The following is a 15,342-nucleotide window of genomic DNA, read 5'->3' as shown; positions in this document are numbered from 1 at the left end:
CGTCTTACTTGCCCAGGGCCTGGCAGGTCTCCCACATGGCGCCGTTCTCGAGCACGCCGTTGCAGGGGTCGAATGTGAACACCACGAGGGTGCCCAGGATGATCAGGAGAGCCGCGGCCAGGCCGAGGGCCCACACCAGGGCCTTGCGCGCGCCGGCATGGGTGACGTAGTCGTTCACGATCGTGCGCATGCCGTTGGCGCCGTGGATGAGGGCGAGCCACAGCATCGCGACATCCCACCACTGCCAGAACGGCGTGGCGTACTTGCCCGCGACGAACGCGAAGTCGATGGCGTGGATGCCTTCGCCGTCCATCAGGTTGATGTACAGGTGGCCGAAGATCAGCACGATCAGGATCACGCCGGAGCCGCGCATGAACAGCCAGCCGATCTTCTCGAGGTTGGAGCGGCGGGGGCGTCGCGCGACGGATGCGGCTGCGGGGGCGGCGGTCTGGGTGGACATCAGTGGGACCCTCCGAACGCGAGCATCAGGTGGCGGGCGGCGAAGCCGCCGACGAGCACGACCCACACCCCGATCACGATCCAGAAGAGCTGGCGCTGGTACTTCGCGCCCTTGGACCAGAAGTCGACCAGGATGATGCGCAGCCCGTTCATCGCGTGGAACACGATGCCCGCGACGAGGACGATCTCGCCGAAGGTCATGATCGGCAGCTTGTACGTGCCGATCACGGCGTCGTAGGCCTCGGGCGAGACGCGGATGAGCGCGGTGTCGAGCACGTGCACGAGCAGGAAGAAGAAGATGGCGACGCCGGTGATGCGGTGCAGCACCCAGGACCACATCCCCTCGCGGCCCCGGTAGAGGGTTCCGCGTGGCGACTTCGAGGTGGTCTCCGATATCGACGGTGTCAAGCGCGTGCTCGTGGACACGTCGTCCTCCCTGCTCGATCGTGACGTCGGGTCCGTGCATCCGGGCACGCCCGACCTCCCCCATCCTATTCCTGTCAGAACGCTGGGTGCGACGAAGGGGACCCTTAGCGCGCCGTCACCCGGTGGTCGCGGGCGGGCACCGATAGGTTGGGTCCATGGGGAGAATCGATGACTTCTACGCAGTGATCCCGGCGGGTGGCATCGGCAGTCGGCTGTGGCCGCTGTCGCGCGCGGACGCGCCGAAGTTCCTGCACGACCTGACCGGCTCGGGCCACTCGCTGCTGCGCGACACCTGGGACCGGCTCGCGCCCCTCGCAGGGCCCGAGCGGATCGCGGTCGTGACCGGGCGCGCGCACCGTGCGGCCGTCGAGGATCAGCTCCCCGGCATCCCGGATGCGAATGTCTTCCTGGAATCCGAGCCCCGCGAGTCGGCGGCGGCCATCGGGCTCGCCGCGGCTGTGCTGCACCGCCGGGATCCGGACGTGATCATCGGCTCGTTCAGCGCCGATCACGTCATCCGCGGGACCCAGGTCTTCGAATGGGCGGTGCAGCAGGCCGTGCAGGTGGCGCGGCAGGGGTACATCGTCACCATCGGCATCCCGCCCACCGAGCCCTCCGTCGGGTTCGGCTACATCAAGCGGGCCGGGGAGATCGTGGTCGAGGGGGCTCCGGAGGCCACTCTGGTGGAGCGCTTCGTGGAGAAGCCGGACCTCGCCACCGCGAAGGAGTACATCGCCGATCGCGACTACCTGTGGAACGCGGGCATGTTCATCTCCAGGGCGAGCGTGCTGCTGGACGAGCTCGCCGCGAACGAGCCCGAGCTGCACGCCGGGCTGCTGGAGCTGGCGGAGGCGTGGGACGACCGAGATCGTCGCGGGCCCGCCGTGGACCGCCTCTGGCCGCGGCTGAAGAAGATCGCCATCGACTACGCGGTCGCCGAGCCGGCCGCCGCGCGCGGTCGCCTCGCGGTGATCCCCGGGCACTTCGACTGGGACGACGTGGGCGACTTCGCCTCGCTCACCAAGCTCATCACGCATGGCCGCAAGAACGACCTGGCCGTACTCGGTCCGAAGGCCCGGGTGCTCTCGGACGCCGCCAGCGGCATCCTGGTCAGTCAGACCTCCCGGGTGATCAGCCTGGTCGGCGTCGAGGACATCGTCGTGGTCGACACCGAGGACGCGCTGCTGGTCACCACGGTCGAGCACGCGCAGCGCGTGAAGGGCGTCGTGGAGTCGCTCAAGCTGACCGGACGCGGTGACGTGCTGTGAGCCCGGTCGTAGGCGTCAGCCAAGCGCGATGCCCGGTTCGCATTGCGGAATTGTAACCATTCGCCAGCGCCGGGTGCCCGAGCGTGCGCAGGAACGTAACCGTGGGTAACTTGGATCGACCCGCGATATCCGCGGCAACGATCTCATGGGGAGGCAACAGTGCCCATCTCTACATCCAAGAAGATGCTCGGTGCGACCCTCGCAGCCGGCGTCATCCTCGCACTCGCCGGCTGCGGCCAGGCGCCCACGACCGAGAAGCCGGGCAGTGACGGCGGCGACAAGCCGGCGGCCGACTTCCAGACCTGCATCGTCTCGGACCAGGGCGGCTTCGACGACAAGTCGTTCAACCAGCTGTCCTTCGAGGGTGCGGAGAAGGCCGCCGACGAGATCGGCGTGAAGCTCAAGGAGGCGCAGTCCAACGCCGAGACCGAGTACGCGCCGAACGTCGAGAACATGGTCTCCGAGGGCTGCAACGCCATCGTGACCGTCGGCTTCGCGCTCTCGGCCGCGACGGTGGATGCCGCCAACGCGAACCCCGACACCGACTTCATCCTGATCGATGACGCCGGTGGCGACGCCAAGCCCGACAACGTCAAGCCGCTGCTCTACAACACGGCCGAGGCCGCGTTCATGGCGGGCTACCTGTCGGCCGGCTACTCCAAGACCGGCAAGGTCGGCACCTTCGGCGGCATGGAGTTCCCGACCGTGACGATCTTCATGGACGGCTTCAAGCAGGGCGTCGACTACTTCAACAAGGAGAACGGCAAGAGCGTCGCCGTGGTCGGCTGGGACGGCAAGACCGGTTCGTTCACGGGCGGATTCGAGGCCAACCAGGATGCCAAGACGGTAGCGACCAACATCATCGACCAGGGCGTGGACGTGCTCCTGCCCGTCGGCGGTCCGATCTACCAGTCCGGTCTGCAGGCCATCAAGGACTCCGGCAAGGACATCGCTCTGATCGGCGCTGACGCCGACCTGTTCAACACCGACCCGACCACGGCCGACTACGTGCTGACCTCGGTGCTCAAGGAGATGGACAAGTCGACCTACGAGGCCGTCAAGTCCGCTGCGGACGGCGAGTTCACCGGCGAGCCGTACATCGGCACGCTCGAGAACGGCGGCGTCGGAATCGCGCCGCTGCACAACTTCGAGGGCAAGGTCGACGGCGAGCTCGTCAAGAAGGTCGACCAGATCAAGCAGGACATCATCGACGGCAAGATCACCGTCACGTCCTACCTCGACTGAGGATGAACCGCAGCGGGGAGGCCGGCGCTCGGCCTCCCCGCTGTCGTCTGCCCGGGCGACCCTCGGCCCAGACGACGCGTCACGAATAGGATCGAACACATGAAGCTCGAGCTGCGCGGCATAACGAAGAGGTTCGGCGCACTGACGGCCAACGATCACATCGATCTGGTCGTGAACCCGGGGGAGATCCACTCCCTGCTGGGTGAGAACGGCGCCGGCAAGTCCACGCTGATGAACGTGCTGTACGGGCTGTACCAGGCCGATGAGGGGCAGATCCTCATCGATGACGTGGTGCAGCACTTCGACGGCCCCGGCGACGCGATGAACGCGGGGATCGGCATGGTCCATCAGCACTTCATGCTGGTGCCGGTCTTCACCGTCGCGGAGAACGTGATGCTGGGCCACGAGAAGACCTCCTTCGGCGGCAGGCTCGATCTGGCCGCCGCTCGACGTCAGGTCACCGAGATCTCCGAGCGCTTCGGATTCGACGTCGATCCGGATGCCGTGGTCGAGGATCTCCCGGTCGGCGTGCAGCAGCGCGTCGAGATCATCAAGGCGCTCTCGCGCGACGCGAACATCCTCGTCTTCGACGAGCCGACCGCCGTGCTGACCCCGCAGGAGACCGACGAGCTGATGGCGACGATGCGCCGGCTCAAGGAGCAGGGCACCGCGATCGTCTTCATCACCCACAAGCTGCGCGAAGTGCGCGAGGTGGCGGACCGGATCACCGTGATCCGACTGGGCAAGGTCGTCGGCGAAGCAGAGCCGACCGCGTCGAACACCGAACTCGCCTCGCTGATGGTCGGTCGCGCCGTCGAGCTGACCGTGAGCAAGGGCACGCCGCAGTACACCGGCAACGCCGTGGTCGTCGATGGGCTCACCGTGACCGACGCCACCGGCACCGTGCTCGTCGACGACGCGTCGTTCGAGGTGCGAGGCGGCGAGGTACTCGCCATCGCCGGTGTGCAGGGCAACGGCCAGACCGAGCTCACGGAGGCCCTGATGGGGCTGCAGGACCGCGTGCGCGGCAGCATCCGCCTCAACGGGCAGGAGCTCGTCGGCCGCAGCGTGCGGCACATCCTCGACGCGGGCGTCGGCTTCGTCCCGGAGGATCGCGGCGTGGACGGCCTGGTGAAGGAGTTCTCGATCGCCGAGAACCTCATGCTGGACCGCTCCAACGGCGCCCCGTTCGTGAAGGCGGGTGCGCTGCAGCTGGGCGTGCTGGACCGGTTCGCGCGCGAGAAGATCACCGAGTTCGACATCCGCACTCAGGGGCCGTCGCAGCCCGCAGGACGGCTGTCCGGCGGCAACCAGCAGAAGGTGGTGCTGGCCCGGGAGCTCAGCCGCGACCTGTCGCTGTTCGTCGCCGCACAGCCCACCCGCGGCGTCGACGTCGGCTCGATCGAGTTCATCCACAAGAGGATCATCGAGACCCGCGACGCAGGCGTGCCGGTGATCGTGATCTCGACGGAGCTCGACGAGGTCACCGCCCTCGCCGACCGGATCCTGGTGATGTACCGCGGCAGGATCGTCGGCATCGTGCCCGGCGACACCCCGCGCGAGCAGCTCGGGCTGATGATGGCCGGCGTCGTGAGCGAGGCCGGCACCGTGAATGAAGGAGCGCAGGCATGACCGCCGCCCAGACGCAGGCGCCGGTTCCCCCGGTGCCCGAGAAGACGCCGGGGCCATCGCGCTGGCGCGAGGCATGGACGCGCGTGGCATCCGGTAACGCACTGGTGTCACTTCTGGCGGTGGTGGCCGCGATCATCGTCGGATCGATCATGATCGCGCTGACCGACACCGACGTGCAGACCGCCGCCGGCTACTTCTTCCAGCGACCCGGCGACACGTTCGGCGCGATCGGCAGCGCGGTGGGCGGCGCCTATGCGGCGCTGTTCCGCGGCTCGATCTACAACTTCAACGCCGACTCGTTCGCCATCGGCATCCGTCCGTTCACGGAGACCCTCAAGTTCGCCACCCCTCTGATCGCCGCCGGACTCGGCGTGGGCCTGGCCTTCCGCGCCGGGCTGTTCAACATCGGCGGCCAGGGGCAGATGCTGATGGCCGCAGCGGCTGCCGGCTACGTCGCGACGACGTGGGACCTGCCGTTCCCGCTGCACATGCTCGCCGCGCTCGTGGCCGGCCTGATCGCCGGTGCGATCTGGGGCGGAATCGCGGGTCTGCTGAAGGCGCGCACGGGTGCGCACGAGGTGATCGTGACGATCATGCTCAATCACATCGCCTTCTACCTGCTGGCGTGGATGCTGGCGACGCAGGGCCTGCTGCAGGCGCCGGGCTCCAACAACCCGAAGACCGCGCCGATGCCAGACAGCGCAGTGCTGCCGCAGATCCTCGGGCCGATGTACAAGCTGCATCTCGGGTTCGTGTTCGCCCTGATCGCCGTCGCGGTCACCTGGTGGCTGCTGGAGCGCTCCAACCTCGGCTTCCGCTTCCGTGCGGTGGGCGAGAACCCCGCGGCAGCGCGCACCGCGGGCATCTCCGTCGGGCGGATGTACTTCCTGGTCATGGTCATCGCCGGTGCTCTGGTGGGCCTGGCCGGCGTGAGCCAGGCGCTCGGCACCGAGCCCGGTGGCTTCAGCGGCGGCATCGACGCCGGAATCGGGTTCGACGCCATCACCGTCGCGCTGCTGGGCCGCTCGCGGCCGATCGGCATCCTGTTCGCCGGGCTCCTGTTCGGCGCGTTCAAGACCGGCGGCTTCACCATGCAGGCCTCGCAGGGCGTCCCCATCGAGATCGTGCTGGTCGTGCAGTCCCTGATCGTGCTGTTCATCGCGGCTCCGCCGCTGGTGCGTGCGATGTTCGGCGTGCCGCAGCCCGGTCGGGCATCCCGCCGACAGCGGCGCGCCGCGAGGAAGGAGGTGGCGGCATGAGCGCCCAGACCCTCGAGGCCCAGCCCCGCACCATCGCCGTCGTCTCCTGGAAGACGCCGATCATCCTCGCCGTGATCACCGTCCTGGTGGCGCTGCTGCCGCTGCTCGTGCCGCGCTCCGGGGAGGCCACGTTCCGGTTCGCCGCGGGATCGGATGCCATCCGCGTTCCCGACATCGTCGTGCCCGGGACGGCGGCCGCGCTGCTGTGCGTGCTGATCGCCCTGATCGTGACCGTGATCTCGTTCGTGTGGGCCGCGCGGCGCCGCGCCACCCCGCTGTGGCTGATCGCGATCTACGCGATCGCGCTGATCTTCGGCTTCCTCGCCTGGGCGGCCGCCGGCAGCACCGGGACGCTGCCGATGATCAGCCTGCTCAGCGGGGCGCTGGCGCTGGCGACGCCGCTGATCTTCGGAGCCCTGGGCGGCGTGATCGGCGAGCGCGCGGGCGTCGTGAACATCGCGATCGAGGCTCAGCTGCTGGCCGGCGCGTTCTGCGCCGCGATCGTCGCCTCCATCACGGGAACGCCGTGGGCGGGCCTGGTCGCGGCCATGGTCGCGGGTGTGCTGGTGGCGCTGGTGCTGGGCGTGTTCGCCATCACCTACTACGTGGACCAGGTCATCGTCGGCGTCGTGCTGAACGTGCTGGTCATCGGCATCACGAGCTTCCTGTTCCGTCAGGTGCTGGCGCCGAACCAGGCCACGCTGAACACGGTCGAGCCGTTCAAGCGGCTCGCCATCCCGGGTCTCAGCGAGATCCCGGTGATCGGCCCGATCCTCTTCCGTCAGACGATCGTCGTCTACCTGATGTACGTGATCGTCTTCGTGGTCTGGTACGGCATGTACCGCACCCGCTGGGGTCTGCGCATGCGCGCGGTCGGCGAGCACCCGCAGGCCGCGGACACCGTCGGCATCAACGTCGCGCGCACCCGCTACATGAACGTGCTCATCGCCGGCGCCATCGCCGGCATGGGCGGCGCGTTCTACACGCTGGTCTCGGTGCCCCGGTTCAACTCGGAGATGACCGCCGGCGCCGGCTTCATCGCCCTGGCCGCAGTGATCTTCGGGAAGTGGGATCCGATCAAGGCGACCCTGGCCGCACTGCTGTTCGGCTTCGCCACCAACCTGCAGAGCGTGCTGAGCGTGATCGGCTCGCCGGTGCCCAGCCAGTTCATGCTGATGCTGCCGTACATCGTGACGATCTTCGCCGTGGCCGGCCTGGTCGGACGCTCCCGCCCGCCGGCGGCCGACGGCGAGCCGTACATCAAGGCCTAGGCCGCAGTCAGAGGAGAGAGATGACCGACATCGACTGGGACGACCTGCGTCAGGTCGCCACCGACGCGATGAAGAGGGCGTACGCGCCGTACTCGCGGTATCGGGTGGGCGCCGCGGCGCTCGTCGACGACGGCAGGATCGTCGCGGGATGCAACGTGGAGAACGCCTCCTACGGCGTCGGGCTGTGCGCGGAGTGCGCGCTGGTCGGCGACCTGCACATGTCCGGCGGCGGGCGCCTGGTGGCGTTCGTGTGCGTGAACAACGACGGCGAGACGATCATGCCGTGCGGCCGCTGCCGCCAGCTGCTGTTCGAGCACTCGAGCCCGGAGATGCTGCTGGAGACCGTCTCGGGCATCCGCACGATCGACGAGGTGCTGCCCGACGCGTTCGGGCCGCGGGACCTGGAGGACGCCAGATGACCGCCTCCATCGAGCCGTTCGACGCCGTCGACGTCATCCGCACCAAGCGCGACGGCGGCGCGGTTGCCGAGGCGCCGCTGCGCTGGATGATCGACGCCTACACCCGCGGCTATGTGTCGGATGCCCAGATGGCGTCGTTCGCGATGGCTGTGCTGCAGCGCGGCATGGAGCGCGGCGAGATCCGCGTGATGACCGATGCGATGATCGCGACGGGGGAGCGGATGAGCTTCGCCGCCCTCGGCAAGCGCACCGTCGACAAGCACTCCACCGGTGGGGTGGGCGACAAGATCACGCTTCCGCTGGCGCCCCTGGTGGCATCCTTCGGGGTGGCCGTGCCGCAGCTGAGCGGACGGGGCCTCGGCCACACCGGCGGCACCCTCGACAAGCTCGAGTCGATCCCCGGCTGGCGCGCGGCGCTGAGCAACGAGGCGATGTTCGCCCAGATGAAGGGCGACGTGGGAGCGGTGATCTGCGCGGCGGGCTCCGGCCTCGCCCCCGCGGACAAGAAGCTGTACGCGCTGCGCGACGTCACCGGCACGGTCGAGGCGATCCCGCTGATCGCTTCGAGCATCATGTCGAAGAAGATCGCCGAGGGCACGGACGCCCTGGTGCTGGACGTGAAGTTCGGGAGCGGCGCCTTCATGCAGGACATCGACCGCGCCCGTGAGCTGGCGCGCACCATGGTGGCGCTCGGCACGGACTCCGGGGTGGCGACCACCGCGCTGCTGACGGACATGAACACGCCGCTGGGGCTCGCCATCGGCAACGCCAACGAGGTGCGCGAGTCGGTGGAGGTGCTCGCCGGCGGCGGGCCCGCCGATGTGCGCGAGCTGACTCTCGCGCTGGCCCGTGAGATGCTCGCCCTGGCGGGGCAGCCGGATGCCGACGTGGAGCGGGCCCTCGACGGCGGCCGCGCCATGGATTCCTGGAAGGCGATGATCCGCGCGCAGGACGGGGACCCCGACGCGGCGCTGCCCACCGCGCGGGAGACCCATGTGGTGCGTGCCGCCGTCGACGGCGTCGTGACCCGGATGGACGCGCTGCCCTTCGGGATCGCCGCCTGGCGTCTGGGCGCGGGGCGCGCCCGCGCGGAGGACCCGGTGATCCATGCCGCCGGCATCGATCTGGCCGTCAAGCCCGGCGACCGCGTGACGGCGGGGCAGACGCTGTTCACGCTCTCGGCCGACGACGACGCCCGCTTCGCCCGCGCGCTGCAGGCGCTCGACGGCGCCTACGAGGTCGGCCAGACGGCCCCCGCCTCGCAGCCCATCGTGCGCGAGCGCATCACCGCCTGACCCCCACGGAGAGACTTCGATGACCATCGACCAGAACGGCGATCTGACGGTGCAGGGCCGGTCCCTGCGGGCGCTGCCGAAGGTGTCGCTGCACGACCACCTCGACGGGGGCGTGCGCATCGGCACCATCCTCGGGCTCGCGGACGAGGCGGGGGTCGCGGCTCCCGCGACCGACGCCAAGGGCCTGCGGCGCTGGTTCGACCAGCAGTGCGGCACGGGCTCGCTGCCCCAGTACCTGAAGACCTTCGACCTGGTCACCTCGGTGCTGCAGACCGAGCGCGCGCTGACCCGCGTCGCCCGGGAGTTCGTCGCCGACCTCGCCGCGGACGGCGTCGTGTACGGCGAGGTGCGCTGGGCCCCGGAGCAGCACCTGGCAGGCGGTCTGAGCCTGGACGCCGCCGTGCAGGCGGTGCAGGCCGGCATCGAGCAGGGCGAGGACGACGCGGATGCCGCAGGCCGCAGCATCCGCGTCGGTCAGATCCTCTCCGCCATGCGGCAGGAGGGGCGGACCCGCGAGATCGCCGAGCTGGCGGTGCGCTTCCGCGAGCGCGGCGTCGTCGCCTTCGACATCGCCGGTCCCGAGGACGGGTTCCCCGCGTCGCGTCACCGCGAGGCCTTCGACTACCTGGCATCCGAGTTCATGCCGGTCACGGTGCACGCCGGTGAGGCGGCGGGCCCCGGCTCCATCCGCTCGGCGCTCATCGACGGGCGTGCGCTGCGGCTGGGCCACGGAGTGCGCATCGCAGAGGACCTGCAGATCGTCGAGCGCGAGGGCGACGACGTGCAGGTGCAGTTCGGCGATCTGGCGCGCTGGGTGCGCGACCGCGAGATCCCGCTGGAGCTCTCGCCGTCGTCCAACCTGCAGACCGGCGCGATCGCGCCGTGGGGCGACGAGTTCGCCGACCACCCCTTCGACCTGCTGTACCAGCTGGGCTTCTCCGTGACCGTCAACACCGACAACCGCACGATGAGCGGCACGTCGCTCACCCGCGAGCTGGCGCTCCTCGTCGACGCGTTCGACTACGACCTGGACGACCTGGAGGAGTTCCAGTTCAACGCCGCGTCCGCCGCGTTCCTTCCGGTCGAGGAGCGCGAGGAGCTGGTGGAGATGATCGGCGAGGGCTTCGAGCGGTGAGCGCGGCATGAGCTCCGTCTTCATCGCCGGCCCCGCCTCCTGGAACCGGCTGGTCGTGCTGGACCGGCTGCCCGAGCCCGTGCCGCACATGCAGTTCGCCGAGGACTCCTGGGAGACCCTCGGCGGCACGAGTGCGGGCAAGGCGCTCAGCCTCACGGCGCTCGGGCGCGAGACGCTGCTGTACGCCGTCACGGCGGAGGATGAGCCGGGGCGTCGCGTGCGGGAGGCACTGGAGCGGGCCGGTGTCGCGACGCGCTGGGCGGAGTCGCCGACCACCGAGCGGCATCTGAACCTGATGACCAGGACGGGGGAGCGGGTCTCGCTCTATCTGTCCGGCGCCGCTGCGACCGACGGCGCCGGGGACGCCGCGATCGAGATCGAGATGGCCGCCGCCGAGGCGATCATCCTGGACCTCGCCGCGGAGCCGCTGCGCCTCCTTCCTCTCGCGCAGCGCACCGGCCGCCCGATCTGGGTGGACGTGCACGACTACGACGGCGAGGCGGAGTTCCACCGCCCGTTCCTCGCGGCGGCCGATGCGGTGTTCTGCAACGCCGACCGCCTGGAAGATCCCGTCGCCTTCCTGCGGTCGCGCATCGGCGCAGGAGCGACGCTCGCGGTCTGCACGCTCGGCGCGGAGGGCGCCGTCGCGGTCGATGCCGCAGGCGAGGTCCATCGGGTCGCGGCGGTGCCCGTCGAGGTCGTCGACACCAACGGCGCCGGTGACGCGTTCCTCGCCGGTGTGCTGGATGCCGTGCTGCACGGCGCGGCGGTGCCCGACGCCCTCGCGGCCGGAGCCCGCTCGGCATCCGCCGTGCTGCGCTCCCGCCACCTGCATCCGCTGCTGGACCCGATCCTGGCCTGAACCCGGGCTCCCGCGTCAGCGCGCGACGCCGGGATGTGTGCGCAGATACTCCTCGAACGCCTCCCGCGAGGTGCGGGCAGGCGTGTAGCCGAACTCCTGCTTCAGGCGCCGATTCGCCAGCACCGGCCGGTGGCGCAGGAAGCGCACCTTCTCCGGACCGTGCTCGGTCAGCCGGAGGGCGTGCCCGACCGCGAGCGCGGCACCCAGCACCCAGGCGGGGACGCTCAGCATCCGCTTTCCGAGTCGCGCGGCGATCTCCGGCACCGTCATGCGGCCGTCGCCGGCGACGTTGAAGACACCGGCCGGGCCGTCGGTCGCGGCTCGCACCATGGCGCCCGCGACGTCGTCGACCCACACGAACACGAAGGGCGAGTCGGAGCCGGCCACGCGCAGCAGCCGCCTGCCGTCCCACAGCGCGGTGATCTGGTTGCGCACGGTGGGACCGAGGATCGTCCCGATCCGGAAGATCACCTGCTCGAGCTCCGGATGCTCGGCCCGCGCTCCCGCGAGCATCTCCTCCACGATCCGCTTGTGCCGCGAGTAGGGGAACTCGTCGTTGCCGCGAACGGGGTCGCCCTCGTCGAGCCACTCGGGATTGTCTGCGTGATACCCGTAGGCCGCGCCCGAGCTGGAGACCACGAGGCGGCGCACGCCGGCGTCGAGGCAGGCATCCAGCACGTTCCGGCTGCCGTCGACGTCGACGCGGTACTCCAGGGCGACGTCGCGCCCCGGGTTCACGATGGCGGCCAGGTGCACGACCGTGTCGATGCGGTGCCGTCGCAGCACGGGCGCGATGCCCGCGGCATCCGTCACGTCGACGCGCTCGGAGACCACCCCGGGAACGGCGGAGTCGCGCAGGTCGCCGCTGACGACGACCTCCACCGACGGATGCTCTGCGAGCAGCGCCGTGACATGCGAGCCGAGGAATCCGGAGCCGCCGGTGACCAGCACCCGGCTCACGCGGCGGCCGCCTCAGCGGCGTCCGGCTCCGTGGCGCGGCGGGAGGCGTCTCCGCGCGCCGAACCGGTGCGGCGCTTGGTGCGCATCGCCCAGAGCCCGGCCAGCGCGAGCCCGGCGATGATGTCCCAAACGCCCCACCAGCCGGCCACCACGGCCATGCCGCCGAGCCCGTTGAAGAACGCGAAGATCAGGCCCAGACCGAGCCCGGAGTTGCGGATGCCGACCTCGAAGGTCATGGCCTTGCGCTCCGGCGTGCCGAGGCCCCCGACCGCGGCGGTGGAGTAGCCGATCGCCAGCGCCACCGCATCATGGATCGCGACCACCACCAGCACCGCTCCGATCACGCTGAGGAACACCGCCCAGTTGCCCGCCAGGGCGCCGACGATGAACCCGACCAGGGCGAGCAGGCTGAACCATCGCACGAACGGTTGCACGCGCCGCGCGAAGCGGGGGAGGCGGACGCGCAGCAGCAGGCCGGCCGCGAACGGCAGGCCGATGATCAGCACGATCTCCAGCAGCATCTTCCAAGGATCCAGCGCCACCGCATGCAACAGCACACGGCCGGTGGGGTGCAGCGATCCCCAGAACGCGATACTCAGGGGCATGGCGAAGATGTAGAGCAGGTTGCCGACCGCCGTCATCGAGACCGACAGCGCCACGTTCCCGCCGGAGCGGTGCGTGAGCACCTGCGAGATGTTGCCGGGCGGGCAGCAGGCCACCAGGATCATGCCGAGCGCCATCGACGCGCTCACCGGCAGGATCAGCGTCAGCCCGAAGGTGACCGCAGGCAGCACCAGCAGCTGCGCGAGGATCGCGATCACGAACGGCCGCGGATGCCGCAGGACGACCTTGAAATCGCCGGGCTTCGTGTCCAGGGCGATGCCGAACATGATCAGCCCGAGCACGACGTTCAGGATCATCAGCGTGCCGGGGGTGAAATTGAGGGTGAGCTGGTCGAAGTCCATCACGCCTCCAGGCTGCGGGTGGCGGCGCGCACCGCGGAGCGGTAGGCGTCCTTGTTGACGTAGTACGACATCCTGTCCAGGCCCAGGTAGTGGTAGCCGCCGGTGGTGTCCGGCCAGGGGCTCTTCGCGACGCGGGCACGGAACGCCGCGGCCCTCGCATCGTCGGCCGCGAGATAGGCGGCCAGCATCTTCGCCTGCTCGAACCGGCCCTGCCAGCCGAGTCCGGATGCCTCGACCATGCCCATCACGAAGAGTCCGTTGAACGAGGGAGGGAACACGTTCAGGAACAGGCTCGGCGACGCTCGATCCCAGTGCAGGTGCTCCCGGTCCACGAACGGGTAGTCCAGCGTGTAGCCAGTGGCGAGCAGGATCAGGTCGTACTGGTCGGAGGATCCGTCCCGGAAGCGCACGGCGCTTCCGTCGAATCGGTCGACGTCGGCGCGGATGCGCAGGTCGCCCTGACCCAGGTGGTTCAGCACCAGCGTGTTCACGATCGGGTGCGACTCGTAGATGCGGTAGTCGGGCTTCGGGAATCCGAAGCGCACCGGGTCGCCGGTGAAGGCCCGCAGCACGCGCGTGTCGATGAACTGCTTCAGGCGCGCCGGCAGGGGGCGCCCCTGGTTGAGGGTATCGCTGGGCCTGCCGAAGATGTACCGCGGCACGAAGTAGTAGCCGCGGCGCACGCTCATCTCGACGGATGCCGCATGGTGGACGGCATCGACGGCGATGTCGCAGCCGGAGTTCCCCGCGCCGATGATGAGCACCCGCCTGCCGGCCAGTTGTCGCGGGTGCTTGTAGTCGCTGGTGTGCATGATCTCGCCCGCGAACGCACCCGCGAAGGAGGGCCGGTTCGGCTCGGCGAGCGTCCCGTTGGCGAGGATGACGCCGTCGTACCGTCGCGGCTCCGTGCCCTCGGCGGACAGCATCCAGCCGCCCGCGTCGGCGGGCTCGACACGGGTGACCGCGCTGTCGAAACGGAACAGCTCGCGCAGCCCGAATGCGTCGGCGAAGGAGTCGAAGTAGGCCTTGAGCGCCCGGTGGCCGGGGTAGTCGACTTGCGACTCCATCGGGAACTCGGAGAACTGGGTGGTGGTGCGCGACGAGATCAAGTGCGCCGACTCGTACATGGTGCTGCGCGGGTTGTCGATATCCCACAGCCCGCCGACGCCGGAGGATGCCTCATAGCCATCGACGGGGATCCCGTGCTGCTGCAGCGCGCGTGCGGCGGACAGGCCGGAGGGTCCGGCGCCGATCACGGCGTATCGCGTCATTTCACTCCCGCACGGCACTGTGCTCGATCGATGGTCCCCCCGGGTCGTCTCGATCGTAGCCGGTGCGAGCGCACTTCGCGGAACCGGGGCTCACCCCAGGAGGGACGCAGTCGCACGGGTGAGGATCACCAGCGTGCCGGCCCAGGCGCACAGCAGCATCACCCTGCGGGCCAGCGTCTGCGGCACGCGGCGTGCAGCGAAAGCCCCCAGCACCATGCCGCCCGCCGTGCAGAGCGCGAGCACGGCCAGTTCGGGCAACGGAGTGTGCGGCAGACCCCGCAGCGCCACCGACACCGTCCCGTAGCCGAGGAACACGATCTGCGCGCTCGCCGCGAAACGCCGCTGCGGCCAGTCGTCGCCGAGCGCGAAGGATGCCAGTGCCGGGCCGGACAGCCCGCTCGATGCGTGCATGAATCCGGCCAGTGCACCGGCGCCGATCGCGCCGGGGCGGCCGCGCACGTGCCGCGCGATGCGGCCGAGTCGCTGCGCGCTGAGAGCGAGGACTCCCATCGCGCCGATGAGGAACAGCAGGGCGGTCTGGGGCAGCGCGGCCGCAGTGAGAGCGCCGAGCGGAGCAGCTGCGAGGCCGGCGGCCAGCAGCCACAGCGTGCGCGGCCAGTCGACGTCGCGCCACGCGCTGGGGACGGCGAACAGCGAGGCGATGATCGCGAGAAGCACCGCCACGGTGACGCCCTGCACGGGGCCGTAGGCGATGACGATGGGTCCGATCAGCACCAGCACGAAGGCGAGGCCTGTGACGCGCTGTACGACAGCGGCGATCACCGTCGCGATGGCAATGAGAACGAGCATGCGGCCCCCGGGGCGCCGTCGGTCTGGCGCCCCCAGCGAGCCTAGACGCCCCCAGCGAGCCTGAA

Annotated in this window: 14 protein-coding genes and 1 pseudogene; 9 read left to right on the top strand and 6 right to left on the bottom strand. The window is 69.9% G+C overall.

All coding sequences use genetic code 11. From position 1 onward, the window contains the following. Positions 1-4: 4 nt before the first annotated feature. Together Q9R19_RS13700 and sdhC are read right to left on the bottom strand one after the other, a co-directional pair. Positions 5-460: a succinate dehydrogenase hydrophobic membrane anchor subunit gene (locus Q9R19_RS13700; RefSeq protein ID WP_311256951.1), complete on the bottom strand. Its 456-nt coding sequence runs from the start codon at positions 458-460 to the stop codon at positions 5-7. Beyond that, positions 460-885: a succinate dehydrogenase, cytochrome b556 subunit gene (gene sdhC, locus Q9R19_RS13695; RefSeq protein ID WP_311256950.1), complete on the bottom strand. Its 426-nt coding sequence runs from the start codon at positions 883-885 to the stop codon at positions 460-462. Before sdhC ends, Q9R19_RS13700 begins: the two co-directional genes overlap by 1 nt. A 155-nt stretch (positions 886-1,040) precedes the next feature. Between sdhC and Q9R19_RS13690 the strand changes: the two genes are divergently transcribed. From Q9R19_RS13690 to Q9R19_RS13650, 9 genes and pseudogenes are all read left to right on the top strand, one after another. Then, complete coding sequence (locus Q9R19_RS13690; RefSeq protein WP_311256949.1) at positions 1,041-2,153, top strand: mannose-1-phosphate guanylyltransferase; 1,113 nt, start codon at positions 1,041-1,043, stop codon at positions 2,151-2,153. A gap of 159 nt (positions 2,154-2,312) precedes the next feature. Then, positions 2,313-3,398, top strand: coding sequence for a BMP family ABC transporter substrate-binding protein (locus tag Q9R19_RS13685; RefSeq protein WP_311256948.1), 1,086 nt, complete (start codon positions 2,313-2,315; stop codon positions 3,396-3,398). 99 nt (positions 3,399-3,497) lie between these two features. Then, on the top strand, positions 3,498-5,030 hold the full coding sequence (locus Q9R19_RS13680) for an ABC transporter ATP-binding protein (protein ID WP_311256947.1): 1,533 nt from the start codon (positions 3,498-3,500) through the stop codon (positions 5,028-5,030). Further along, complete coding sequence (locus Q9R19_RS13675; protein WP_311256946.1) at positions 5,027-6,289, top strand: ABC transporter permease; 1,263 nt, start codon at positions 5,027-5,029, stop codon at positions 6,287-6,289. The genes Q9R19_RS13680 and Q9R19_RS13675 overlap by 4 nt, the downstream gene beginning before the upstream one ends. Continuing rightward, positions 6,286-7,434: pseudogene (locus Q9R19_RS13670) on the top strand (ABC transporter permease); the annotation flags it as partial. The gene Q9R19_RS13675 and the pseudogene Q9R19_RS13670, both read left to right, overlap by 4 nt. Then, a complete protein-coding gene (locus Q9R19_RS14485) occupies positions 7,356-7,979 on the top strand; it encodes a cytidine deaminase (protein ID WP_396653491.1) in 624 nt (207 codons plus the stop codon). The pseudogene Q9R19_RS13670 and the gene Q9R19_RS14485, both read left to right, overlap by 79 nt. Next, a complete protein-coding gene (locus Q9R19_RS13660) occupies positions 7,976-9,274 on the top strand; it encodes a thymidine phosphorylase (RefSeq protein ID WP_311256943.1) in 1,299 nt (432 codons plus the stop codon). The genes Q9R19_RS14485 and Q9R19_RS13660 overlap by 4 nt, the downstream gene beginning before the upstream one ends. 19 nt (positions 9,275-9,293) lie before the next feature. Further along, positions 9,294-10,409: an adenosine deaminase gene (locus tag Q9R19_RS13655; RefSeq protein WP_311256942.1), complete on the top strand. Its 1,116-nt coding sequence runs from the start codon at positions 9,294-9,296 to the stop codon at positions 10,407-10,409. A 7-nt stretch (positions 10,410-10,416) separates the two neighbouring features. Further along, positions 10,417-11,271 carry a carbohydrate kinase family protein gene (locus Q9R19_RS13650; RefSeq protein WP_311256941.1) on the top strand — a complete coding sequence of 285 codons (855 nt, stop codon included), beginning with the start codon at positions 10,417-10,419 and terminating at the stop codon, positions 11,269-11,271. Between the two features lie 15 nt (positions 11,272-11,286). Here the strand turns inward: Q9R19_RS13650 and Q9R19_RS13645 are convergent, their stop codons facing one another. The 4 genes from Q9R19_RS13645 to Q9R19_RS13630 all read right to left on the bottom strand — a co-directional run bounded on the left by Q9R19_RS13645 (position 11,287) and on the right by Q9R19_RS13630 (position 15,277). Beyond that, positions 11,287-12,231, bottom strand: a complete 945-nt coding sequence (locus Q9R19_RS13645; protein ID WP_311256940.1) for an SDR family oxidoreductase — start codon at positions 12,229-12,231, stop codon at positions 11,287-11,289. Further along, the gene (locus Q9R19_RS13640; protein WP_311257065.1) at positions 12,228-13,196 is read right to left on the bottom strand and encodes a bile acid:sodium symporter family protein; all 969 of its coding nucleotides are present in this window, start codon (positions 13,194-13,196) and stop codon (positions 12,228-12,230) included. Before Q9R19_RS13640 ends, Q9R19_RS13645 begins: the two co-directional genes overlap by 4 nt. Continuing rightward, positions 13,196-14,467, bottom strand: a complete 1,272-nt coding sequence (locus Q9R19_RS13635; RefSeq protein ID WP_311256939.1) for an NAD(P)/FAD-dependent oxidoreductase — start codon at positions 14,465-14,467, stop codon at positions 13,196-13,198. Before Q9R19_RS13635 ends, Q9R19_RS13640 begins: the two co-directional genes overlap by 1 nt. Positions 14,468-14,557: 90 nt before the next feature. Next, the gene (locus Q9R19_RS13630; protein ID WP_311256938.1) at positions 14,558-15,277 is read right to left on the bottom strand and encodes a TSUP family transporter; all 720 of its coding nucleotides are present in this window, start codon (positions 15,275-15,277) and stop codon (positions 14,558-14,560) included. Between the last annotated feature and the right edge of the window lie 65 nt (positions 15,278-15,342).

The sequence above is a fragment of the Microbacterium sp. ARD32 genome, assembly GCF_031844385.1.
In the GTDB taxonomy this organism is placed as follows: Bacteria; Actinomycetota; Actinomycetes; order Actinomycetales; family Microbacteriaceae; genus Microbacterium.
The sequence above is the reverse complement of the archived record's forward strand: the minus strand, read 5'-3'. Positions and strand labels throughout refer to the sequence as shown.